At 29.1% G+C, this 21,756-nt stretch carries 28 protein-coding genes; 7 read left to right on the top strand and 21 right to left on the bottom strand.

Going from position 1 to position 21,756, the window contains the following annotated elements:
* Positions 1-42 precede the first annotated feature (42 nt).
* The gene (locus tag AVANS_RS00950) at positions 43-1,410 is read left to right on the top strand and encodes an MFS transporter (RefSeq protein WP_239817800.1); all 1,368 of its coding nucleotides are present in this window, start codon (positions 43-45) and stop codon (positions 1,408-1,410) included.
* A 55-nt stretch (positions 1,411-1,465) separates the two neighbouring features.
* Here the strand turns inward: AVANS_RS00950 and AVANS_RS00945 are convergent, their stop codons facing one another.
* The 17 genes from AVANS_RS00945 to infA form a co-directional block, all read right to left on the bottom strand.
* Positions 1,466-2,242, bottom strand: coding sequence for a hypothetical protein (locus AVANS_RS00945; protein WP_239817799.1), 777 nt, complete (start codon positions 2,240-2,242; stop codon positions 1,466-1,468).
* 23 nt (positions 2,243-2,265) lie between these two features.
* The gene (locus AVANS_RS00940; RefSeq protein WP_239817798.1) at positions 2,266-2,628 is read right to left on the bottom strand and encodes a hypothetical protein; all 363 of its coding nucleotides are present in this window, start codon (positions 2,626-2,628) and stop codon (positions 2,266-2,268) included.
* A gap of 2 nt (positions 2,629-2,630) precedes the next feature.
* Positions 2,631-3,062 (bottom strand): hypothetical protein, encoded by a 432-nt coding sequence (locus AVANS_RS00935; protein ID WP_239817797.1) that lies wholly within the window; start codon positions 3,060-3,062, stop codon positions 2,631-2,633.
* Between the two features lie 32 nt (positions 3,063-3,094).
* A complete protein-coding gene (locus tag AVANS_RS00930; RefSeq protein WP_239817796.1) occupies positions 3,095-3,958 on the bottom strand; it encodes a hypothetical protein in 864 nt (287 codons plus the stop codon).
* 51 nt (positions 3,959-4,009) lie between these two features.
* Positions 4,010-5,377 (bottom strand): hypothetical protein, encoded by a 1,368-nt coding sequence (locus AVANS_RS00925; RefSeq protein WP_239817795.1) that lies wholly within the window; start codon positions 5,375-5,377, stop codon positions 4,010-4,012.
* Positions 5,378-5,425: 48 nt separating this feature from the next.
* The gene (locus AVANS_RS00920) at positions 5,426-5,704 is read right to left on the bottom strand and encodes a hypothetical protein (protein WP_239817794.1); all 279 of its coding nucleotides are present in this window, start codon (positions 5,702-5,704) and stop codon (positions 5,426-5,428) included.
* Between the two features lie 41 nt (positions 5,705-5,745).
* Entirely contained in the window at positions 5,746-7,467 is a 1,722-nt protein-coding gene (locus AVANS_RS00915; RefSeq protein ID WP_239817793.1) for an aminopeptidase P family protein, read from the bottom strand.
* A 9-nt stretch (positions 7,468-7,476) separates the two neighbouring features.
* Complete coding sequence (locus AVANS_RS00910) at positions 7,477-7,953, bottom strand: cysteine permease (RefSeq protein WP_239817792.1); 477 nt, start codon at positions 7,951-7,953, stop codon at positions 7,477-7,479.
* 28 nt (positions 7,954-7,981) lie between these two features.
* The gene (rplQ, locus tag AVANS_RS00905; RefSeq protein ID WP_239817791.1) at positions 7,982-8,332 is read right to left on the bottom strand and encodes a 50S ribosomal protein L17; all 351 of its coding nucleotides are present in this window, start codon (positions 8,330-8,332) and stop codon (positions 7,982-7,984) included.
* Positions 8,329-9,336, bottom strand: a complete 1,008-nt coding sequence (locus AVANS_RS00900; RefSeq protein WP_239817790.1) for a DNA-directed RNA polymerase subunit alpha — start codon at positions 9,334-9,336, stop codon at positions 8,329-8,331. Before AVANS_RS00900 ends, rplQ begins: the two co-directional genes overlap by 4 nt.
* Before the next feature lie 13 nt (positions 9,337-9,349).
* Positions 9,350-9,976 carry a 30S ribosomal protein S4 gene (gene rpsD, locus AVANS_RS00895; RefSeq protein ID WP_239817789.1) on the bottom strand — a complete coding sequence of 209 codons (627 nt, stop codon included), beginning with the start codon at positions 9,974-9,976 and terminating at the stop codon, positions 9,350-9,352.
* Between the two features lie 30 nt (positions 9,977-10,006).
* Positions 10,007-10,399 carry a 30S ribosomal protein S11 gene (gene rpsK, locus AVANS_RS00890; protein ID WP_239817788.1) on the bottom strand — a complete coding sequence of 131 codons (393 nt, stop codon included), beginning with the start codon at positions 10,397-10,399 and terminating at the stop codon, positions 10,007-10,009.
* Between the two features lie 9 nt (positions 10,400-10,408).
* Positions 10,409-10,774 (bottom strand): 30S ribosomal protein S13, encoded by a 366-nt coding sequence (gene rpsM / locus AVANS_RS00885; RefSeq protein ID WP_239817787.1) that lies wholly within the window; start codon positions 10,772-10,774, stop codon positions 10,409-10,411.
* 3 nt (positions 10,775-10,777) lie between these two features.
* The gene (rpmJ, locus tag AVANS_RS00880; RefSeq protein WP_214117768.1) at positions 10,778-10,891 is read right to left on the bottom strand and encodes a 50S ribosomal protein L36; all 114 of its coding nucleotides are present in this window, start codon (positions 10,889-10,891) and stop codon (positions 10,778-10,780) included.
* 466 nt (positions 10,892-11,357) lie between these two features.
* Positions 11,358-11,582: a hypothetical protein gene (locus AVANS_RS00875; RefSeq protein ID WP_239817786.1), complete on the bottom strand. Its 225-nt coding sequence runs from the start codon at positions 11,580-11,582 to the stop codon at positions 11,358-11,360.
* A gap of 1 nt (position 11,583) precedes the next feature.
* Positions 11,584-12,393, bottom strand: coding sequence for a hypothetical protein (locus AVANS_RS00870; protein ID WP_239817785.1), 810 nt, complete (start codon positions 12,391-12,393; stop codon positions 11,584-11,586).
* A 104-nt stretch (positions 12,394-12,497) separates the two neighbouring features.
* The gene (infA, locus tag AVANS_RS00865) at positions 12,498-12,716 is read right to left on the bottom strand and encodes a translation initiation factor IF-1 (protein WP_214117771.1); all 219 of its coding nucleotides are present in this window, start codon (positions 12,714-12,716) and stop codon (positions 12,498-12,500) included.
* 118 nt (positions 12,717-12,834) lie between these two features.
* On the opposite strand from infA, the gene AVANS_RS00860 reads away from it, so the two are divergent.
* The 3 genes from AVANS_RS00860 to AVANS_RS00850 are packed head-to-tail and all read left to right on the top strand — an operon-like array spanning position 12,835 to position 14,422.
* Positions 12,835-13,902: a transglutaminase-like domain-containing protein gene (locus tag AVANS_RS00860; protein ID WP_239817784.1), complete on the top strand. Its 1,068-nt coding sequence runs from the start codon at positions 12,835-12,837 to the stop codon at positions 13,900-13,902.
* Positions 13,899-14,171: a hypothetical protein gene (locus tag AVANS_RS00855; RefSeq protein WP_239817783.1), complete on the top strand. Its 273-nt coding sequence runs from the start codon at positions 13,899-13,901 to the stop codon at positions 14,169-14,171. The genes AVANS_RS00860 and AVANS_RS00855 overlap by 4 nt, the downstream gene beginning before the upstream one ends.
* Positions 14,168-14,422 (top strand): heavy metal-associated domain-containing protein, encoded by a 255-nt coding sequence (locus AVANS_RS00850; RefSeq protein ID WP_239817782.1) that lies wholly within the window; start codon positions 14,168-14,170, stop codon positions 14,420-14,422. The genes AVANS_RS00855 and AVANS_RS00850 overlap by 4 nt, the downstream gene beginning before the upstream one ends.
* Positions 14,423-14,461: 39 nt before the next feature.
* Here the strand turns inward: AVANS_RS00850 and AVANS_RS00845 are convergent, their stop codons facing one another.
* The 4 genes from AVANS_RS00845 to gltX are packed head-to-tail and all read right to left on the bottom strand — an operon-like array spanning position 14,462 to position 18,089.
* Entirely contained in the window at positions 14,462-14,854 is a 393-nt protein-coding gene (locus tag AVANS_RS00845; protein WP_239817781.1) for a rhodanese-like domain-containing protein, read from the bottom strand.
* A gap of 1 nt (position 14,855) precedes the next feature.
* Complete coding sequence (gene upp / locus AVANS_RS00840) at positions 14,856-15,479, bottom strand: uracil phosphoribosyltransferase (protein ID WP_239817780.1); 624 nt, start codon at positions 15,477-15,479, stop codon at positions 14,856-14,858.
* Positions 15,466-16,713 (bottom strand): malic enzyme-like NAD(P)-binding protein, encoded by a 1,248-nt coding sequence (locus AVANS_RS00835; protein WP_239817779.1) that lies wholly within the window; start codon positions 16,711-16,713, stop codon positions 15,466-15,468. Before AVANS_RS00835 ends, upp begins: the two co-directional genes overlap by 14 nt.
* Positions 16,710-18,089, bottom strand: a complete 1,380-nt coding sequence (gltX, locus tag AVANS_RS00830) for a glutamate--tRNA ligase (RefSeq protein WP_239817778.1) — start codon at positions 18,087-18,089, stop codon at positions 16,710-16,712. Before gltX ends, AVANS_RS00835 begins: the two co-directional genes overlap by 4 nt.
* 63 nt (positions 18,090-18,152) lie before the next feature.
* Between gltX and AVANS_RS00825 the strand changes: the two genes are divergently transcribed.
* The 3 genes from AVANS_RS00825 to AVANS_RS00815 are packed head-to-tail and all read left to right on the top strand — an operon-like array spanning position 18,153 to position 21,666.
* On the top strand, positions 18,153-18,719 hold the full coding sequence (locus AVANS_RS00825) for a hypothetical protein (RefSeq protein ID WP_239817777.1): 567 nt from the start codon (positions 18,153-18,155) through the stop codon (positions 18,717-18,719).
* Between the two features lie 8 nt (positions 18,720-18,727).
* Positions 18,728-20,455 (top strand): EAL domain-containing protein, encoded by a 1,728-nt coding sequence (locus AVANS_RS00820; RefSeq protein ID WP_239817776.1) that lies wholly within the window; start codon positions 18,728-18,730, stop codon positions 20,453-20,455.
* On the top strand, positions 20,455-21,666 hold the full coding sequence (locus AVANS_RS00815) for a hypothetical protein (RefSeq protein ID WP_239817775.1): 1,212 nt from the start codon (positions 20,455-20,457) through the stop codon (positions 21,664-21,666). The genes AVANS_RS00820 and AVANS_RS00815 overlap by 1 nt, the downstream gene beginning before the upstream one ends.
* Positions 21,667-21,756: the final 90 nt, after the last annotated feature.

Genomic DNA, 21,756 nt, shown 5'->3' with positions numbered 1-21,756 from the left:
ACTTGAAATAAAATTATTAAAATTTTATTAAAAGGATTTACTATGTTATCTTTTTTAAAACCTGTCAAAAAAGATAGAAAAATCAAAGATGAAGAGTTGTTAAGCACCTACTATAAATATAGAAAACTTTCTTTAAGTGGTGTTTTTGTTGGTTATATGGGATATTATTTAGTAAGAAACAATATCACCTTATCAACCCCATTAATCAAAAACGATTTAGCAGTTAGCAATACAGAAATAGGACTTATAACAGGCTCGATGCTTATAGCATACGGGATTAGCAAAGGCGTTATGAGTGCTTTAAGTGATAAGGCTGACCCTAAAAGATATATGGCATTAGGTCTTATTTTATGTGCTTTAATCAATGTAATATTAGGTTTTTGCAATGCTCTTTATGCTTATGTTGCAGCAGTAATTGCTCTTGGAGTATTTCAAGGAATGGGAGTTGGCCCAAGCTTTATCACTTTAGCTAATTGGTATCCAAAAAAAGAGCGTGGAATTTATACTGCTATATGGAACATAAGCCATAATATAGGCGGAGGCTTAGTAGCTCCTATAATTTCTAAATCTATTTTAGTTTTATCTCCTGTATTAGGAATAGCCGCTGCTGATTTTAATGCAAATTATTGGAAAATAAATCATTTTTATGTCCCTGCAATCTTGGCAATATTAATTAGTATTTATGTTTTATATGCCGTAAAAGGTAGCCCAGCAAATGAAGGTTTAAAAGAATTAAGCGAAATCAATAAAATGCGTGGCTATGAAGAAGATATTAAAAATCAAGCTTCAAGCACCAACCTTAGTAGCCGTGAAATCTTTGTGCAATATGTATTAAAAAACCCTAATGCTTGGTATGTTGCTTGGATGGATACTTTTGTTTATATGATTAGATTTGGACTTATTAATTGGCTTCCTATATACCTTTTATCTGTAAAAGGTTTTAGCAAAGAGCAAATGCATACTGCATTTTTATTCTTTGAATGGGCTGCGATACCATCTACAATGCTAGCAGGTATTATTTCTGATAAATTATTCAAAGGTCATAGAATGCCACCTGCAATTTTAGCTGTATCAATTATATTTTTTATGATTATTGGATATTTTACAAGCGATAATATTTATTACACGATATTTTTTGCAGCTGCTGCAGGGTGCTTAATATATGTTCCGCAATTCTTAGCAAGTGTTCAAACAATGGAAGTGGTTCCTGCCTTTGCTGTGGGTTCTTGTGTTGGACTTCGTGGCTTTATGAGTTATGTTGTTGGAGCCTCATTAGGAACTATGGTTTTAGGAAAAATTGTTGATGCATTTGGCTGGAATGCTGGTCTTTATATGCTTTTATTTGCTTGTGTTATGTGTATAATTTTTTCATTATTATGCCATTTTGGAAGTTTAAATAAAAAATTCTAATATCTAATTTCCTATTTTAAATTCCTTAAAAAATTCGTGGAATTTGAAATAGGAATTAGCTTTTATTATTTAATCTGTTATAAACAATAATAATCACAAATATACTTAACATAACGGCTAAATGTTTTAATGGCTCTATAACGCCTTCACTACTTGTAAAATAACCATGTGCAAACTCTATAAAATAATGAAATATCAAAGGCATTAATAATAAAAGCAAATAAATACTTCTAAGCCTTATGCAAACTGAAATTATAAGTAAAATCAAAAAAGAAACTAAAATATAAAAAATATCTATTAATTCATAAAGAAGTAATGAGCAAGTAAGATATAAAATAATGCTAAAAAAATAATGCATATTTTCTTTAGAAATTATAAATAACAATATAGATATAAAAACAAACGCTATTAAACAAATAAAGAAAAGTTCATTAGATTGAGTAGCCAAACTTAGGGGATAAAGTATGCTAAAACAAATATGAATACATATTGCAAAGCCTAGAAAAAAATCTTTTAACACATAAGCAAAATTAATTTTATCTTTATCAATTAATAAGTTAAATAAAACCACTATAAAAGATGGGATAAATACCACTAAAAAAATAATTTGAAGTCCTACAAAAGGAATTAATAAAAATATATCTTTATATATTGCTTTTTCATCTATAAATACACGAAATATTTTAGCGATATCATCAGGTTTTATAAGCAAGTATAAAACAAAAAATAAATAATAATAAATATTTAATTTTTTAATAGAAAAAGAAAAAGCTATGAAAGATTTTTCATTTGATTTAATCTCACTTATTAGCCAGTTTAAAAAAGTCTTCATAGCTATCCTTTATTATAAATAAATTATTTTTTAGAAAATCTATCTTTCATTAAAGTTAAGTTTGCAAAAATTAGCAAATCCAAATAACGCTGAATAATAGAAAATACAAAAGATAAAATCAAAAAACTAAGAAAAAATACACAAATAGCTAAACCATCATCACGCACAAAATCCCTAGCTATCAAAAAGGCAATGCTAAAACCTAAAGCACCAAAAATAAAACTTACTATCTCGCTAGTTTTTAATCTTGAGATTTTGCCTTTTAGAATATACGAAGCCTTACAATTAGGGCATTGTAAGGTATGAATGCCTAAGTCTTTTTTATAAGAAAATGATTTTAGTTTTGAAATCTTATAAGAGCAAAGCTCACATTCTTTATAAAACATTTTCATCTTTTTACAAGCTTTATGAAAAAATCTTTCAATTTATTTAATCTAGTTTTTTTAACTTCTAATTTCTCATTATCATCAATTAAGACAAATTTAGAAAATATAAATAAATTTAAATAATGTTCAAGCATACTAAGAAAAAGCCCAATACCTAGAAAAGATACAAGCCATACAAAGATTAAAAAGACAACATTCTTACTCACAAAATCACTACACAAAAACACGCAAAAAAACGGAAGTAAAAACGCAGCCCATCCAAAAATCTCGCTAACAATAGCATATATCATCACAAAAGATATTTTAGGCTTTAATCCATAAGAAGCCTTACAATTAGGACATTGCAAGGTGTAAATTCCTAAATCCTTTTTATAACTATATAGTTTTAATTTTGAAATCTTACAAGAGCAAAGCTCACATTCTTTATAAAACATTTTCATCCTTTCTTGTATTGCAAAAACGCTCTTTATTTAATATTTTCACCGAATTCTCCTTTTAATTTATTTAAATAATTTGTATAAACATCATTAGAGCAATCACTTATATAATTATCTAAACTAAGATAATAGTTATCAATAAATAGTCTAGTAAAAGAATCATAAATTCTATCAAGATTAGGGCTAAAATTTGAACTAAAATTATATAAAATTGTTACTGCATAGCTACAAGGTTTATAATAACCATAAATATCATAATTTATTAATTTATCTTTGCTAAGTCTAGTTGGTAATTTTGAAGCTTCTTCTTCAAAAAAGTTTTTCATATTTTTATTATCTTCATATAATTGCACTTCTTTATCAACTATCAACTTTACACTTTTAAAAAACTTACCATCTATCGTATAGTTTTGCTTTTCAATTGTGCTTAATAATAAGGTATTTGGTTTTTTAAGTTCTGTTACTTCGTGCTTTGGACTTTGATGTAAATTAAAATGACTTATTAATAATATTCCGTGAAAAGCAATCATTAAAAATGAGAAAAAATAAAATATAACTTTAATAAATTTTTGATTTTGTTTCATTACTAACCTATAAAACCACCAAATTAATAATGAAAATATAATTGGTAGTAATAGTTGTAAAAGTGCAAATTCCACACCGATAGCTTTACCAACAAGTTCAGCTCTTATAGTCAAATAAAAAAATAAAATATATAAAGCTATTATAAATCTAGGATAAAGGTTCATTCCTATAAAAAATGTAAGGGCAAAAAGCATAGAATAAGCAATAAAACCTCCATATGGTATAGGAATTAAAATACTAATAATCCCACCAGCTAAATCATGTAAATTATCTAAAAAATATGCTAGATATATTAAAAACTCATTCATATCCTGCCTTTAAAATAAAGTTCATTTAATAATAACACGTTTTTTACTACACTAAATCAAACCAAAAATCTTAAGCAAAACAACAGCCAGTCTAAAAACAACATAAACACAAGCTAACTGCAAACCAAATATAACAACTTTCATAAAAGGATTGTAATATTTGTTAAAAAACTTAAAAGCTTTATCGTAGTATTTATAAAAAAATCTAAAAGTTTTAAAACCACGCATGCCGTATTTTTGATGTATTGATAATTGTTTTAAAAGTAGCTCTGTTTCTTTTATATGCTCCCTAAAAAACTCTTTCTCGCGTCTAAAAGCATCAAGCAAATCCTCATAATACCACGCATACCTGTGATAAAACTTCTTTGGTATATCATTTATCATAGTTATATTTTCATTTTTCATAATCTCACCACAAACTGCATGAACAAAATTATAACTAGGATTATCGCCTACTATAACGCGAACTGCGCCTGATGTCTCTTTTACAAAACGCCTTAAAATAGTTATATGCATAACCTCAAACTCAACACAAGCTTTGTATTCTTTTGTATCATGTAATTCTTTGTTTAAGCGAGAGCTAAACTCATCATAGATATTAACATGCTTAAACATATCGCTTTTTAAAGCTTTTAACAAACTTTGCTCATCTATATCAAAAACCCTTATAAAAGCATTTTTAAGACTTATATTTGTATCAATATCCAAAAACTTTAAAGCGATAGTTTTATCAATACTTCTTGTATCTTTTATATCATTTACCCCTTCGCAAAAAACGGTGTATTTGTTAAAAACTCCAAGATATCTTAAGTCTAAATGCTTTGCTATATAATCAAAATACCTTGTATCATCAGCAATATCCAAAATCTCATTTGCTTCATCTAGCGATAGTTTTGTTCGCTCTAGCTTTTGTTTAGTTATCTCATCTAAAACATATACTTTTTCTCCGTAGCCTTTACAAGCTAACAAAGCATCTTTTACTACGCTAAAGATTTCATCTTTGCTAAGCGGTGATTTCTCCCTAATGTCTAAAACATTACATATATAATCATAACTTATTACATTAAAGCCTTCTTTGTTATCTTTAGTGGTAGCATCAAGCACTTTTATATCTAAAATCTCATAGATATAATCATACATCACGCCTTCAATCATCTCATAAAAATCATAATCTATCACAAGCTCTATAAAGGTATTTTGATACCACATCATATATACAGCCTTGCTAAGATAAAAGTGGTTTAGCTCTGGGTCTTCATAGTGATAGCACTCAAGCAAAAAACACTCTTTATCACTATCAAGTAAAATTTCTGTTCCTTTTGGTATAGCTTGATACCTTCTGTTATAAATATTAAAGATTTTAGATAATTTGTATTTCTCATCAAGTTCTTTTGTAATTACTACATTTTTAAAAGCCATTTGCTTACCCCGTTTTAACCTAAATTCCGATTTTAAATTCTTAAAACATCAATATATTAGCATAAAAAATAAGCCAAATATACCGCAATACAAAAGCAAATATATAAGAGTAAGTAATAAAAACTTAAAGCAATAAATAAAGTTTTCAATAAAATTATATAGCTTGTGATTTTTATCCTTTGGCTTGTATTCTTTTAAGAGTAGTTTATAATAATAAAAACAAAAGATAAATTTTAAAAACAACTTAAATCTGTATTTTTTATATGGATACGCTTCAACTAATAATGCTAATGCAAACACAATCATAGCGATAAATAAATATTTCATTTCGCTCCTAAATTAAAATCAAATTCCTAATTCAAATTCTTTTAAAAATTCGTGGAATTTAAAATAGGAATTTCACGACATTTGTAAGCTAGAAAGTTCTTTAAGTAATCATCTAAATAAGGGTTTAAGGTATTAAAAACTCTTAAATGATAATCATTTAGCCACTTAATTTCATCAGTATTTAGCATATTTAAATCAATTAAACTAAGCTCAAATGGATACAAAGTAACTATATCAAATCTTAAAAAATCTCCATATTCACTACTCATCGCAAACTCACTTATAGCAAGGTTTTCAAGCCTTATTCCGTATTTGTTAGCGTGATACAATCCTGGTTCTATTGATGTTAGCATTCCTCTTTTTACTCTTGTATGCTCGCTAGCATTTGCATTAAGTGATAATACTTGCGGACCTTCATGAACATTTAAAAAATACCCTACCCCATGACCCGTGCCATGCAAATAATCAAGCCCATACTGCCAAAGCTCTTTTCTAGCTATACTATCAAGTAATGGCATTTTGATATTTTCTGGATAAAGTATTTTTGAGATTGCAATATTTGATTTTAGCACTAGGGTGTAATCTCTAATTTGCTCTTTGCTAGCTTTATTTATCTTAAAAACTCTAGTAATATCGGTAGTTCCACACTCATATTGTGCTCCACTATCAAGGAGTAATAAGCCATTTTCATTTAAAAATTTTGCATTATTTTTCTTAGCTTTATAGTGAATTATGGCTCCGTTTTCATTAAATCCTGCAATAGTATCAAAAGAATTGCTTATAAAATACTCATTATCCGCTCTATAATTTGTCAAAACTTCATCAATCTTGCACTCATCAACGCTTGATAAATCAGTATTTTCAAGCCAGTGATTAAACTTACAAAGTGCGATGCCATCTAACAAATGAGCGTATTTTAAATGCTTAATTTCATTAGCGCTTTTGCATGCTTTTTGCATTGTGCTTGGCAAAATCTCATTTATTATATTTGCTTTTATTTGGCTTATAATTTTTGCGTTAGTATTAGAAAAATCACAAATTATATTGCCTTTTAGGGTCTTTAAATCATCGTAAAAGTCAAAATAATCTTTATAAATCAAATCTTCATCTTTAATAATTTCGCTTAATTTATTTTCATCAATATAAAAATAAGCCTTTGTTTTAGAAACAATCAAATAGCTTAAAAAAACGGGGTTGTATTCTACATCTTTTCCACGAAGATTTGTAAGATATGCAATATCACTAAGGCTTGAAATTACACAATAATCTATGTTTTTTTCGCTTAGTTCATTTTGCAATCTTTTTATTTTATTAATGTTATCAACAAATTTAGGATTTTGATAAAATACTTTATCATTTGGCAAAGTTCTTGAATGAAAATCATTGTAATTTATTGTAAAATCAACTATTTTTGCAACTTCGCTTAATTTTAAATAATTTGTATAAGAGATTGTTCTTAAGTCTAATAAAGCAGTTTTATTGTTAAAATTATCTTTAATATAGCTAATGTAATCAGGACTTTTTATTAGCTTAAAATCTTGTTTTAGCTCATTTTCGGCTTGTAAAAAATATCTACCATCAGTAAATAAAAATGCTTCGTTTTTACTAATTAGCAAAGTTCCTGCCGAACCACAAAAACCACTTAAAATTTCTTTAAGTTTAAAATACTCGTTAATATACTCGCTTAGATGAAAATCTGCAGTAAAAATCAGCATAAAATCAGCGTTAAATTCATTTAAAATATTTCTTATTTTTGTAAGCATAGTTAATCCTTAATAATATCCTAAACATAAAGTATTAGTTAATTTGATTTTTTTCTCAAATGGTTCAGGTGCGAAATAACAACATTTTTCAATATAAATATGAGAGTTTTTAGGGATATTTAATTTTTTGAAAAAGTCTTCTAAATCTATAAACTTTATCCCTGAAATTTCTACAAGTTTTATTATTTCTAATAGATTTGAATTATTGTTTGGGTTTAAATGTGATGGGGCTAAATTACTCATAGAACAAAAAGCACTTGCTAAAACCAAACCACTTAAATTAGAACATTCCGAAATCAAATTCTCATATTTTTTTGCGATAGTGCTTTTATCCAAAAATACAATTCTAGAATTAGGATATTGAGCGTATTTGATATTTTTCCAAAATTTATAAACATTTTGTGAAATATTTGCTAATTCGTAAAGCTCTTTGTTGAGTATGTAGTTTTCTAAAGTTTGATTATAAGGAAGTGTGATTTTATTCATAATACTTGAGTGCCGAAGCACTCAATAATTATACTAGCTCAATATAAGCCATTGTAGCCGCATCACCACGGCGAGTTCTTGTTTTGATAATTCTTGTATAGCCACCATTTCTTTCTTTGTAGTTTGGTGCTATTTCTGTAACTAATTTATTTGTGCATTCTTTATCTTGTAAAGCTGCGAATACTGCTCTGTGAGCGTTAAAATCTCCAACTCTAGCACGAGTGATTAATTTCTCAATATAAGATCTTAATTCTTTAGCTTTTTCTAAAGTTGTTTCAATTTTACCATTTTTGATAATTGCAATACTTAAATTTTTTAATAAAGCTGCACGATGAGTGCTAGTGCGACCTAGCTTTCTGTATCCGTGTCCGTGTCTCATTTATTATCCTTTATTTCTTTTATTTTTTCAATAAGTTTATCTTTATAAGCCTCAACAGAGTTAGAACCTATTGGATAGCCTATTTCTTTCATAGCATTTAAAATTTCTTCTACTGATTTCTTACCAACATTCTTTAAATTATTTACATCGTTTTCGCTCATTAAAGCTAATTCGCCTATAAATTCAATGCCAGCTTTTTCTAAACCATTGTTACTTCTTACGCTTAAACCAAGTTCTTTAACACTCTTAAGTAAAGCAGAGAAATCAAACTCTTCTGTATCTTCTTCGCCAATTAATCTTGGGCTTGTAGTTGCTATTTTGTTAAATACCATCATTTGTTGATACATAGCATCTAAAGCATTCTTAAACGCATCTTCAGGAGTTATTTGACCATCAGTTGTTATTTCAAATACAATTTTTTCATAGTCAGGATTATCTTCATGTAAAACCTTTTCTATTGAATAGTTTGCATTTCTAACTGGTGTAAAAAACGCATCAAGAGCTATAAAACTACTATCAGTTTTCTCTCTTAAATCTTCGCTTGCTACATAGCCAATACCTTTTTCAATAACTAATGTAAAATCTAACTCAGTATCTTCATTTATAGTAGCAATGTAGTTATCAGGATTTACAACTTCAATTACATTATTAGCTAAATCACTACCTTTAATTTCTCTTGGCCCTTTAAAGCTAAAGCTTACTTCTTCTCTCTTACTATCTTCGTTTTTAATTTTAAAACGCATATTTTTAATATTGATAATAAATAAAGAAATATCTTCTACCATACCTCTTTTGCTATCAAACTCATGACTTACACCATCAATTTTAATAGCAGTTGCTGCATAGCCAATTGCACTAAGGCGTAAAAGCCTGTGCAGTGGATGTGCTAATGTAATGCCAAAACCAATTTCAAAAGGCCAAGCACTTATGCGTGCTTTGTTTTCGCCGATATTTTCAATAGTAAATTCATTTGGCATATGAGCTGTTGTAACTACTTTTCTCATGTGCTACTCCTTATTACTTAGAGTATAGCTCTACTATGAATCTTTCCTCAACAGGAATGACAACTTCTTCTCTCTCAGGTTTTCTTGTGAAAATTCCGTATTTTTTATCTTTTTCAACATCTACCCACTCAACAATACCTGTTTGATTTGTAAGTTCTACTGCTCTTACGATTTGAGGATTGTTTTTGCTCTTCTCTACAACTTCAACTTTAGCACCTGGCAATACTCTATAACTTGGAATATCTACTCTTTTACCATTTACTAAAATATGTCCGTGAGTTACAAGTTGTCTTGCAAAACGGCGAGTTGTAGCAAATCCCATTCTATAAACTACGTTATCTAGTCTTTGCTCTAAGAATTGAATTAAAATAGCACCTGTGTTGCCATCTTTTCTTGCAGCTTCTTGGAATAATTTTCTAAATTGCTTTTCGCTTACACCATACATGAATTTAGCTTTTTGCTTTTCTCTTAATTGTAAGCCGTATTCGCTAATTTTACCTCTTCTTTGACCATGCTGACCTGGTGCATAAGGTCTTTTATCTAAAGCACTCTTACCAGCTAGTCTTCTTTCACCCTTCATTGCAAGGCTAACGCCTAATCTTCTTTCAATTTTCTCTACTGGTCCAGTATATCTTGCCATACTATTTTCTCCTATATTCCTATACTTATATTATACACGACGGCGTTTTGGTGGTCTGCAACCATTATGTGCTAATGGTGTAATGTCTTTTAAGAAAGTAACTTTAATACCTTCAACTGCACCAACACTCTTAACAGCAGTTTCTCTACCGCTACCAGGACCTTGAACACGAATACCTACTTCTTTAATTCCGTGTTCTTTAGCTTTATTTAAAGCATCTTCAACAGCTTGTTGTGCTGCGAATGGAGTTGATTTTTTAGAACCTTTAAAACCTAATCCACCTGCACTACTCCATGCTATCGCATTTCCCATTTCATCAGTAACTGTTACCATTGTATTGTTAAAAGTTGCACTAATATATACTACACCTTTTGCAATATTCTTTTTAACTAATTTTTTCTTAACTACTTTTCTCTTAGCCATTATCTATCCTTACGCTTTTGCACCAACGGTTTTTCTCTTACCCTTGCGAGTTCTAGCATTTGTCTTAGTCTTTTGACCACGCACTGGTAAACCTTTTCTATGTCTTAAACCACGATATGAACCTAAATCCATTAAAGCTTTAATGTCCATAGCAACTTGTTTTCTTAAATCACCCTCAACTAAATAATGTTCTTGGATTTCTTTACGAATAGTTGCTGCCTCATCTTCGCTTAGTTCATAAACACGCTTGTTTGGATCAATACCAACAGCAGCTAAAATTTTGCGTGAAGTAAATAAACCTATACCATAGATATAAGTTAAGCCATATTCAATTCTTTTTTTCTTTGGTAAATCAACACCTGCAATACGAGCCATACCTTATCCTTGTCTTTGTTTGTGTTTTGGATTTTCGCAAATAATACGAACAACGCCTTTTCTCATAACGACTTTACATTTGTCGCACATTTTCTTAACAGATGGTCTTACTTTCATCTTGTCTCCTAAAAAATAATTTGCTTTCCACTTTTTTACAATCTGCATTTTTAGGTATCACGAATTACCAACTAATATTTAAACGGTGGAAAATTCACTTAAATATTACTTCTTCACACAGATAAATTGCAAAAATGTTGATGATATCACAACAAAATTAATATAAGTTTAAATATTAGATTTATTTGTATTTCCGAATTCAAATTCTAAAGATTTTTTAGCAATTTAAAATCAAGATATAATTTAAAAAAGTATTTTGAAATTTTACTTTGATCATAAGCTTTTATAATGAATGAAAAATGAAAAAGACCAAGAAAATTATAAGCGATTACAAAATAAGTGTTTAAGTAGAATGTCCTAATATAAATGAAGTTTCAAAAATACTAGCTAAAAATAAAATAGAGCATATTATAAAAATAATCTAGCACTAAAAAATGCTAGATTGCTTAAAGTTTGTAGTTTTTTACTAAAACAAAAAATGACCAATAAGATATAAAACTGGATAAATTACCAGTGATTTAAGAGTTAAATTTTTTGCTTTCTCAAAACAAGTCTTTGGTCTAGCCATGTTGATTAATACATTTTTATCGGTTATATTTGTATTGTTTTCAAAAATCATTTTATGAAACGCTACACAAAATTCACCTTCTTTAAACTCTGAAACATTATTTATAACTTCTAAACTATTCATTTTAATCTCCTATGTGTTTAATTGTTGCATATGGAATAGAATTATAAACAGCTACTAATTCACTACCATAATTACTTGCAAGGTTTTTGAAATTTGTCTCATATTCTAACAAAGCTCTCTTTTGTAAGTCTATTTTTCTATCTGCTGATTTAGAATTCCATACAGCAATCAACCATATAGGAATGCTTATAAATTTTACAAATGATAAAAACCCAATTACAAATGATAAAAAAGTAGCAAACCCTGCACCTACTATAATTAAAAAAACAGTTCCATATTCACTTTCTATGGTTTCTTCTAACTCGTAGTTAATATTATAAACCTGATAAGCCGCATATACACATTCTAAAATTATTTCATCCTTTTTTGATAGCTCATCTACATCTATGCTTTCACCATTAGGATTTGGCTTACCAATAATTGCAAGAGTACCTTTTATATTAAAGCAATTATTTACTTGAGTTTCTGAATTAATTGTGGTTTCTGCATCAATTTTAGAATAATTATTATAAGAGCCAAACAAACCTTTACTAATCTTACCATCTATACTACCTTCTGTACGTGCAGACCCAAAAGTTTCCGTACTTTCAACATAATTATCTCTTACTATGTTTAAAACACAGTTGTAACCCAAAGAACTAGCCACATCTTTAAGTGATTGCTCTGCATCTTTGTAGCTAACACTAGAAGTAACCGTAATTTCAAGTTCGCTAATATGAATTAAACTATATTTCGTTACAGCACCAACATCTACTAATAAAACACCCTTAAACAAATCATATTTGTTTTCATTTGTTGTTAAATCACTCATTTAATCTCCTTTCAAAAGAGCAATTATGCCCCCCCCCAAGATAAATAAATGGTAAATAAAATGAAAAAATAAATTAGAAGTTTAGCACCATAAAAAGTGCTAAATTATTTGTGTCTATAAGTAATACGACCTTTATCAAGACTATAAGGAGTTAATTCCACTCTTACTCTATCTCCTGGCATAATCTTAATATAATGCATTCTCATTTTACCTGCAATGTGGCATAAAATTACATGCTTGTTATCAAGCTCAACCTTAAAAGTAGCGTTAGGAAGTGCTTCAATAACTTCGCCATCAATTTCTATTACATCATCTTTAGCCATAATTTTCCTTTAAAAAAATGTAAAAAATCAATAATAACATAAAAACTATTAAAAAACTAAATTTATTATTAAATAAAACAATTTAAAATTAAACTTTATTTCACACAAGGATAAAGTTATGAAAAGAAGAACATTTTTAACTTTATCGTCTGCAGTTGCAGCAAACACTTTACTAAGTGCGAATGAAACCACTTCAATAAATTGTAATCAAGCAACAAAAGACGATAGTAAAGAATACTCAGTATGTTTAAAGCATAATCTAAATGAATCAGGCGAAGTTAGCAAAATCTGGCTTCCATTACCAAAGTCACGCCCCTATCAACACCTTACGAGTGATATTATAAATAGTGGTAATTACAATGAAATTTATTTAAGTGATTTTGAAACAAATAGTTTATATGCAAGTTTTTCTAATGTAAAAGCCGAGTTAATTACAAAATTTAATATTAAAACTCACGATAGAATTACTGATTTTTCAAAAGTCAATTTTAACGAAAACGAAAAGCTAGACGAAAGCATAGCAAAATATTTAAAACCAAGCGAACATATTTTCACTAGCGGAATAGTAAAAGAATACGCTCTAAAAATTACAAAAGGAATAAAAGGTGATTTAGAAAAAGCAAGAGCGATTTATAATTGGGTAGCGCTTAATTTTACTCGTGATGAAAGCGTAATTGGATGTGGAATTGGCGATGCTAAAGCTATTTTAGAAAGTAAAAAGCTTTATGGAAAATGCACTGATATTAGCTCGGTATTCGTAGCACTTTTAAGAAGTGTAAATATACCTGCTAGAGAATGCTTTGGAATTCGTTTGGGCGAAAGTAGATTTTACGCTGCAATGGGTAGTAAAGAAAACATCACAAAAGCTCAACATTGTAGAGCGGAATTTTATCTAAAAGGCTATGGCTGGATTCCATGCGATCCTGCTGATGTAGCTAAGGTTAAATTATCACTCAAACTAGATAATAACGATAGCCAAATACAAAAATTAATAGAATTTCAATTCGGAAATTGGGAAATGTGTTGGTGTGAATTTAATACGCAAAGAGATTTTGTACTAACTCCACGCCCAGCTCAAGCACCACTTAATAATTTTGGCTATGTATATGCTGAAGTTGATTCAAATACGCTAGATTATTATTCACCTAGCGAATTTGTTTATGAATACACTTCAAAACAAATATGAAAAAATATTTAATTTCAATATTTTTATTGGCTATTAGCTCTAGCCTTTGTTGTGTTGGAGCTATTAGCTTTTTAATATTTGGGGTAAGCCTTGTTAATTTTGATTTTTTAGCACCTTTGAGATTTTATTTAGGTATTGCTACTTGCGTGCTTTACTTTGTATTTTTATACAAAAAGCTAAACAAAAACAATAAAACAAAACTATTTGTAATAGGAATAATTTTATTATTAATTGTATTTTATCCTGAAATTATAGGAGCAATGATTTGAAAAAATTAATATTTTTAAGCTTATTTTTTAGCATTTTAAATGCCTATGAATACACACTAGAAGTTCCTAAAATGCATTGTCCATTATGCACTGCAATTGTAAGAAAGGCACTACTAAAAATTGATGGCGTAACAAAAGTAAATGTGAGTTTAGATACAAAAAATGCAATAATTAAAAGCGATAAAGAACTTAATGAAAGCATGATAAATCAAGCCCTTTTTGACACGGGCTATCAAGGAATACTTAAATAAGCTCCTATTTCAAAAAGAATTTGAAATAGGAATTAAGAATTAGTTTTTATAAGGAACTAATTTTATATTAGTTTTAAGTAGCTCGTTCATTCCGCCGTCAAGATTTAAAATATCATTAAAGCCGTTTTTTTCAAGCATTTTAGCAGCTGCTAAACTTCTTTTACCGCTTCTGCACATAATGGCAATTTTGCTATCTTTAGAATAGTTTTTCGCTACCTCATCTATAAATTCAGCATTTATAGTGCCATCTTCTTTTAAAAATGTGATTAATTTAGCACCATCTACTACACCTGTTGCAGCGTATTCGCTAGGCATTCTAACATCAATTAAAGCATAATCTTTATTAGAAAAATCATACTCGCTAATATTCATAGTAACAATATCAGCATTTAAAAACGAAAATAAACCTAAACTTAACAATAACTTTTTCATATTAGTCCTTTAAAGTATTAAATATTCTATCTCCAGCATCGCCTAAACCTGGAACAATATAGCCTTTTTCATTAAGCCCTTTATCAAGACAAGCAGTAATTAAAGCCACATCAGGGTGAACTGCTTTCATCTTATCTCTTGCTTCAGGTGCTGCAATAATACTTGCAAAAATTATCTTTTTTACACCTATTGACTTTAATCTATTTACCGCTGCAATCGCACTTCCACCCGTTGCAAACATAGGATCAATTATAATTGCAGTTTTATTTTGCATATCTTGTGGATATTTTTCAAAGAAAAACTCAGGCTCAAGCGTTTCTTCATTGCGTTGAATTCCTAAAAATCCCACACTAGCTTTACCTAATAAATCAAGTGCAATATCACTCATACCAAGTGCAGCCCTTAAAATAGGAACTATTACAATATCATCACTTATTACATCGCATTCGCAAGGCATTAACGGAGTTTGAACTACTACTTTTTCAGTTGCTAAAAACTCACAAGCTTCATAAATCACAAAACCACTAAGCTTTTTGATATGCTCACGAAAATCCCTGCAAGATGTGTTTTTATCCCTAATTTTCGCTAGATAAGTTGAAACTAAAGTATTTTTAATTACCTTCATTTAAAAGCCTTTCAAAATACGCTTTCTCATCAAAATCTTTAACTAAAGCTATTCCTTCATCAACCGCAGCCTTTGCAACTGCTGTGCTAACATAAGCTTTTACCCTATCATCAAAAGGTTTTGGAATTATTAAATCTTTTCCATATTTTAAATCTTTGCCATATAATTTTTTTGTTTTTTCACTAACTTCAAGTCTTCCTAATTCGCTTAAAGCCCTTACAGCAGCAATTTTCATAGCCATAGAAATCTTTCTAGCTCTAACATCTAAAGCTCCACGGAAAATATATGGAAAGCCTAAAACATTGTTAATTTGGTTATCATAATCGCTTCTTCCTGTTGCAATAATTACATCAGGGCGAACCTTTTTTGCAAGCTCAGGTAAAATCTCAGGATCAGGATTTGCTAAAGCAAATACGATAGGATCTTTTGCCATAGTTTTTAGCATTTCTTCGCTTAAAGCTCCTGCTTTGCTAAGTCCTAAGAAAACATCAGCACCTTTGATAACTTCGGCTAAAGTATCTTCATCACATTCTCTTACGAATTCTAATTTATGCTCGTTTAAATCAGTTCTTTTTGTATTGCAAACGCCTTTTGAATCTACTAAGAAAATCTTATTAACACCTAAAGTTTTGTATATTTTAGCACTTGCAATTCCTGCTGCACCTGCTCCACAAACAACTACTTTTAAATCTTCTAATTTTTTACCTATTAAATCACAAGCATTTATAAGACCTGCAGCACTAATAATCGCAGTTCCATGCTGATCGTCATGCATTACAGGAATTCCTAAATCTTGAAGTCTTGCTTCAATCTCAAAGCATTTAGGAGCTGCTATATCTTCAAGATTTATTCCACCAAAACTAGGAGCAATCGCTTTAACTGCTGCTATTATTTCTTCGGTATCTTGAGTGCTAAGCTCAATATCATAAGCATCAACGCCTGCAAATTTTTTAAACAAACACGCCTTGCCTTCCATAACAGGCTTACCTGCAATACCACCGATATTGCCAAGACCTAAAACAGCCGAACCATCGCTAATAACTGCTACTAAATTACCTTTGCTAGTGTATTTGTAAGCTAAATCCGCATCACGAGCAATCTCTTCGCATGGATATGCAACCCCTGGAGAATACGCTAAACTTAAGCTTTCGTATTCTTTCATAGGCGTTTTTATCGCCGTTGCTAACTTACCACCTAAGTGATACTCTAATGCTCTTTCTTTTAAATTATTCATACAATCTCCTTTAAAAATTTATTAAATCTTGCCTTTATTTCTTCATTTCCTAAAAATTCCATCATAGCATAAATACTAGGACTTACAGTAGTTCCTGTTAATGCTAATCTTATTAATTGAGCTATGTCTTTTAGTTTAGCGTTATTGTTTTCTAAAAATTCTTTAATTCCTAATTCAAATTCCGCTTCAGTTTTTGCATCTTTAAACTCATTTACAAACTTAGCAAATAATGCTTTGCTATTCTCATTTACAAATTTTGCAACTCCACTTTCTTCATAAGTACTAGGAGCATTTACTATAATCTTTGCACTATTAATTAATTCTATTAAAGTCTTTGCTCTTTCTCTTAACATAGTTAATAAAAACGAATAATTTTTAATACTTGAAAAGTCAAATCCTAAGTCCTTACAAGCATTCACTAATCTTTCATCGCTTAAAGTCTTTATATAATGAGCGTTTATCCATTCTAGCTTTTGTGCGTTATATGTGCTTGCACCTTTGCTTACATTATCAAAAGTAAAGCAATCTAGCATTTCTTGCATAGAAAAAATCTCTTGGTCTTTATTAGAAAAACCAAGTCTAAGTAAGAAATTAAGCAATGCTTCAGGCAAATACCCCATAGCTTTGTATTCCATAACATCGGTTGCTCCGTGTCTTTTACTAAGCTTTTTGCCATCTTCTCCATTTATCATTGCTAAATGATAAAAATTAGGAACTTTAAAGCCTAATGCTTCATATATAATTATTTGTTTAGGAGTATTAGAAAGATGGTCATCTCCACGAATTACATCAGTTACACCCATTAAAGCATCATCAACAACCACAACGAAATTATAAGTAGGTGTGCCATCAGCACGAGCGATTACAAAATCATCTAAAATATCAGCAGCATTAAATCTTATTTCGCCTTTTACACCATCATTTACGATAATTTCTCCATCAAGTGGTGCTTTAATTCTAACAACAGGTTTAATTCCTGCTGGTGGCTCTCCTTTAAAATCTCTATATCTTCCATCATATTTAGGGCGTTCTTTTCTAGCTTCTTGCTCTGCTCTTAGCGAGTTTAATTCGTCTTCACTCATATAACAATAATAAGCATTTCCGCTATCAAGTAATTTTTGAATGTATTCTTTATAAATATCCATTCTTTTACTTTGATATGTGATTTCTCCATCAACTTTTAAATCAACCCATTTAAACGCTTCTAAAATAGCCTTTGTTGCCTCTTCGCTATTTCTTGCCATATCTGTATCTTCAATACGAAGAATAAACTTACCATTATTTCTTTTAGCATAAAGATAAGAAAAAAGTGCAGTTCTAAGCCCACCAATGTGTAAAAACCCCGTTGGAGAGGGTGCAAATCTAGTAACTATCATTATTATTAGCCTTTTGTGAATTTTTTGTAGTTATAATCACTTAAAATCACTTAAAGGTAAATAATGAGAAAAATTTTATATGTGCTAATTATTAGTGCATTTTTAAAAGCAAATCCTATTGCTTCAATAATTGCTAGCGTAAATAATGAACCTATTACAAACATTGATATATTAGAAGTTTCACAATATATGAATATAGACCAAAACGAAGCTTTAAAACTTTTAATTCAAAATAAAATATGCACTTCACTTGCTAAAAATTTTAAATTAGGAGTAAATCAAATAGAAATAAACGAAGAATTATCAAAAATAGCAGCAGCAAATAATGTAAGTTTAGACACTTTCATAGAACATAATCAAGATAAGATAAAAATCTTAAGTGATAATATAAAAGATGAGATTTTAAAGAGAAAATTATTTGATTTAATCGCACAAAATTATATGAAAGATGTAAGCGATGATGAAATTATAAGATTTTATAACCTAAATAAGGATAAAATGAACGGCGCATCTTATGAAATGGCAAAAGAACAAATAAAAAATTATTTAATAAATAAAAACGCTCAAGAGTCAGTTCGTAATTATATGGAAAAAGAAGAAGCAAAGGCGTCAATAAAAATGTTTAGGTAGGGTAAGGTATGAAAAAAACACGCTCAATTTTATCTAATTCTTTTAAAAATTTTGTTGTTACAACTTTTTTGTTAGTTGAGATTGCGGGAGCAGTTTTTGGGACTTTTAGATATTTTAGCGAAGTTAAAAGAATTGAAGAGCATCATAGAGTGCATAATATAAGCAATGAAAGCCTAAAAATTAGATTACAACAAAACAAAGACCAAACCTTATTTCAATTTTTTGTATTCACTATAACCGTTTTTGTAGCAGCCTTAGCAAGTAATAGAATATATCAAAGAAGACTAAGAAAAGTAAAAAAAGATTTTGATAATTTCGCTGAGCTTTTGGCAAATTCTGTTAAAAAACATAAACCATTAAACCTATCAAAAGACTTAACATATAGCGAATTTCAAAAAATCGCTGATTCTTTAAATGAAGTTTTAAACGATATATATTATCAAGAAAATTACAATTCTTTAACCAAATTACCAAAAAAACAAAAATTCTTATTAGATATTTTAGAGCTTTACGAAAAATCAGATTGCCCTATAATAGTAAGCTATATTTATCTAAAAGACTATCAAAACCTATTAAAAAGTAGAAGTTTTAATCTAGCCGATAAGATTATTTTAGAATTAGCAAATAGATTTTCTAGCTTTTCAACCACATTAACGGATTCAAAAATTGCAAAAATTAGCGGTAATGGAGATTTCTTATTAGCATTCCCTTGTGCGAATGAAGTTCAAAAATGTTTTGATACTATGGCAGTTAAACTACACGAATGCTTTAGCGAAAGCATTAATTTTGGAAGTGATGGAATATATGAGCAAAGCGTAGGGATTGGCTTTAGCATACTAACAAGCGATAATTATAGTCAAATAATAAATGATACTTATAAAGCTGCACTACTTTCAAGCGTTCAAAAGGATAAATTATATTGCAATTATTCAGAAGAAGTAAAAGCTCAAATTGATAGTGAAGCTAAATTAGAAAACGATTTAAAAAGAGCTTTAGAAAAAGGCGAGCTTGATGTATTTTATCAAGCAAAAATCGGAGCTAATGACAATCTAGTAAAAGGTGCAGAAGCTTTAATTCGCTGGAAGAGAAATGATAAATTTGAAAATACAGAAAAATTCATAAGAATTGCAGAAAAAACCGACCTAATTATAAAGCTTGAAAAATTTGTAATCGCAAGAGTATTTCAAGATTTAAAATATTTACAAACTATCGGAATAAATATTCCTATTAGCATAAATATTTCAGCAAAACATCTTCATCATAAAGATATGATAAATTATCTAGTAGCAAATATGAAAAAATACAACATTTGCCCTAGCCTAATAGATATAGAAATTACTGAAAGATATAGATTAAGAGAAAATAGCGAAACGATATTAGAAAAATTAAAAGCGATAGGATTTTTAATAAGTATTGATGATTTTGGTAAAGATTATAGTTCTTTATCTTATATTAATAATCTTCCTATTGATACTATTAAAATTGATAAAAGTTTTATAGATGGATTAAATACTAAAGATTGTGATTTGATAAACGAAAACTCAAAAGCAATCATAATAGGGATTATAAAAATCGCAAAAACTATGAATAAAAGAGTTGTAGCTGAAGGCGTTGAAACAATTGAGCAAGTAAATTGTCTAAAAGAATTAGGCTGCGATGAATTACAAGGATTTTATTATCATAAAGGTGCAACACCTATGAATGAGTTTTTACAAATATATAAAAACAGATTTTAATGAAATTACATATAGATTTTGATAGCTATTTTGTAAATGCCGAAAGACTTATAAACGAAGAATTACGCAATGTTCCTTGCGTAATTTATGCAGGAAGTAATGAAGATTTTTTCACACAAGATGCAAAATATGTAGAAAACAAAATCGCTTTTATGACTTCAATAGAAGTTAATAAAACCCCCATAAAAAATATTGATTACAAGCATTTTACAGCCATTGCAGTATCTTATGAAGCTAAAAAATACGGAATAAAAGTAGGAGATAAATTAAATATCGCTTATCAAAAATGCCCTAATTTAAAAATCGCAAGAAGCAATATAAGGCATTATAAAGAACTAAGCTTTAAGGTAAAGACTTTTTTAGAAAGCAAAATCCCTGTAATTGAGCAATTTAGCATTGATGAGTTTTTTGGAGATTTAGAAGGCTTTAAAAAAGATACCGAAGCACTAGATTATGCAAAATATTTGCAAAAAGAACTCTTAGAAAAATTTGGCTTACCAGCTAGTATAGGGATAAATCATAGCAAATGGGGTGCGAAATTTTTAACAGATTTAGCAAAACCATTCGGCATTAGAATGGAATACGATATGCAAAACGCAATTAAAGGCATTGATATAAAAGACTTTGCTGGAATTGGTAAAGAAATTCAAAAATATCTAAGAGCTTATGGTATAAATACTTTAGATGAATTATTGCAAAAAGAATATTTATTAGATAAATACGGCAAACACGGCAAAAAAATCATCGCTAGAATTAAAGGCATTGATAATGAAAAAGTAGAAGAGATAAAAGATATTAAAAGCCACGCAATATCAAAAAGTTTTAAACCTATAAGTGATTATGAAGAGCTAAGGCGTAGGATAAAAATCCTTGCTAGATATTTAAGCGTTTGGATAAGCAAAAACGGCTTTCATCCTAGAAAAATTGATGTAAGCATAAAATACGGAGCTAATTACGAGCATACAAGCCTAAACCTCATCCAACCTTTTAGCGAAAAAAACCTACTAGAAAACTCATTAAAAGGCTTTGAAATACTAATGAAAAACGCTAAAAACAACAATATTTATTATCTTGGAATAAGTGCAAATAGTCTTGATAAAACTTATTGTGAAGATATTTTCAATACTAATGAAAAAAGCAAAAAATTAAACGAAACCTTATCAAAAATAAGAGATAAATTCGGAATAAACTGCATAAAATACGGAGATTAAATTCCTATTTCAAATTCCATGAAAATTTATAAGAATTACGAAATAGGAATTAAGATTTTTGTAATCTAGCCGATTTAAAGCAATAAACAT

This window comes from Campylobacter sp. RM5004, from assembly GCF_022369455.1.
Classification (GTDB): domain Bacteria; phylum Campylobacterota; class Campylobacteria; order Campylobacterales; family Campylobacteraceae; genus Campylobacter_E.
This window is presented reverse-complemented; position numbering and strand designations above follow the sequence as displayed.

Coding starts and splice junctions, on each gene's coding strand:
- AVANS_RS00860 (WP_239817784.1), top strand. CDS start 12,835: ATGAAAAGAAGAACATTTTTAACTTTATCGTCTGCAGTTGCAGCAAAC.
- AVANS_RS00935 (WP_239817797.1), bottom strand. CDS start 3,062: ATGTTTTATAAAGAATGTGAGCTTTGCTCTTGTAAGATTTCAAAATTA.
- AVANS_RS00835 (WP_239817779.1), bottom strand. CDS start 16,713: ATGAATAATTTAAAAGAAAGAGCATTAGAGTATCACTTAGGTGGTAAG.
- AVANS_RS00820 (WP_239817776.1), top strand. CDS start 18,728: ATGAAAAAAACACGCTCAATTTTATCTAATTCTTTTAAAAATTTTGTT.
- infA (WP_214117771.1), bottom strand. CDS start 12,716: ATGGCTAAAGATGATGTAATAGAAATTGATGGCGAAGTTATTGAAGCA.
- AVANS_RS00900 (WP_239817790.1), bottom strand. CDS start 9,336: ATGAGAAAAGTAGTTACAACAGCTCATATGCCAAATGAATTTACTATT.
- rpsD (WP_239817789.1), bottom strand. CDS start 9,976: ATGGCAAGATATACTGGACCAGTAGAGAAAATTGAAAGAAGATTAGGC.
- upp (WP_239817780.1), bottom strand. CDS start 15,479: ATGAAGGTAATTAAAAATACTTTAGTTTCAACTTATCTAGCGAAAATT.
- AVANS_RS00930 (WP_239817796.1), bottom strand. CDS start 3,958: ATGAATGAGTTTTTAATATATCTAGCATATTTTTTAGATAATTTACAT.
- AVANS_RS00875 (WP_239817786.1), bottom strand. CDS start 11,582: ATGAATAGTTTAGAAGTTATAAATAATGTTTCAGAGTTTAAAGAAGGT.
- rpsM (WP_239817787.1), bottom strand. CDS start 10,774: ATGGCTCGTATTGCAGGTGTTGATTTACCAAAGAAAAAAAGAATTGAA.
- AVANS_RS00920 (WP_239817794.1), bottom strand. CDS start 5,704: ATGAAATATTTATTTATCGCTATGATTGTGTTTGCATTAGCATTATTA.
- AVANS_RS00925 (WP_239817795.1), bottom strand. CDS start 5,377: ATGGCTTTTAAAAATGTAGTAATTACAAAAGAACTTGATGAGAAATAC.
- AVANS_RS00825 (WP_239817777.1), top strand. CDS start 18,153: ATGAGAAAAATTTTATATGTGCTAATTATTAGTGCATTTTTAAAAGCA.
- AVANS_RS00855 (WP_239817783.1), top strand. CDS start 13,899: ATGAAAAAATATTTAATTTCAATATTTTTATTGGCTATTAGCTCTAGC.
- gltX (WP_239817778.1), bottom strand. CDS start 18,089: ATGATAGTTACTAGATTTGCACCCTCTCCAACGGGGTTTTTACACATT.
- AVANS_RS00910 (WP_239817792.1), bottom strand. CDS start 7,953: ATGAATAAAATCACACTTCCTTATAATCAAACTTTAGAAAACTACATA.
- AVANS_RS00945 (WP_239817799.1), bottom strand. CDS start 2,242: ATGAAGACTTTTTTAAACTGGCTAATAAGTGAGATTAAATCAAATGAA.
- AVANS_RS00845 (WP_239817781.1), bottom strand. CDS start 14,854: ATGAAAAAGTTATTGTTAAGTTTAGGTTTATTTTCGTTTTTAAATGCT.
- rplQ (WP_239817791.1), bottom strand. CDS start 8,332: ATGAGACACGGACACGGATACAGAAAGCTAGGTCGCACTAGCACTCAT.
- AVANS_RS00870 (WP_239817785.1), bottom strand. CDS start 12,393: ATGAGTGATTTAACAACAAATGAAAACAAATATGATTTGTTTAAGGGT.
- AVANS_RS00915 (WP_239817793.1), bottom strand. CDS start 7,467: ATGCTTACAAAAATAAGAAATATTTTAAATGAATTTAACGCTGATTTT.
- AVANS_RS00950 (WP_239817800.1), top strand. CDS start 43: ATGTTATCTTTTTTAAAACCTGTCAAAAAAGATAGAAAAATCAAAGAT.
- rpmJ (WP_214117768.1), bottom strand. CDS start 10,891: ATGAAAGTAAGACCATCTGTTAAGAAAATGTGCGACAAATGTAAAGTC.
- AVANS_RS00815 (WP_239817775.1), top strand. CDS start 20,455: ATGAAATTACATATAGATTTTGATAGCTATTTTGTAAATGCCGAAAGA.
- rpsK (WP_239817788.1), bottom strand. CDS start 10,399: ATGGCTAAGAGAAAAGTAGTTAAGAAAAAATTAGTTAAAAAGAATATT.
- AVANS_RS00940 (WP_239817798.1), bottom strand. CDS start 2,628: ATGTTTTATAAAGAATGTGAGCTTTGCTCTTATAAGATTTCAAAACTA.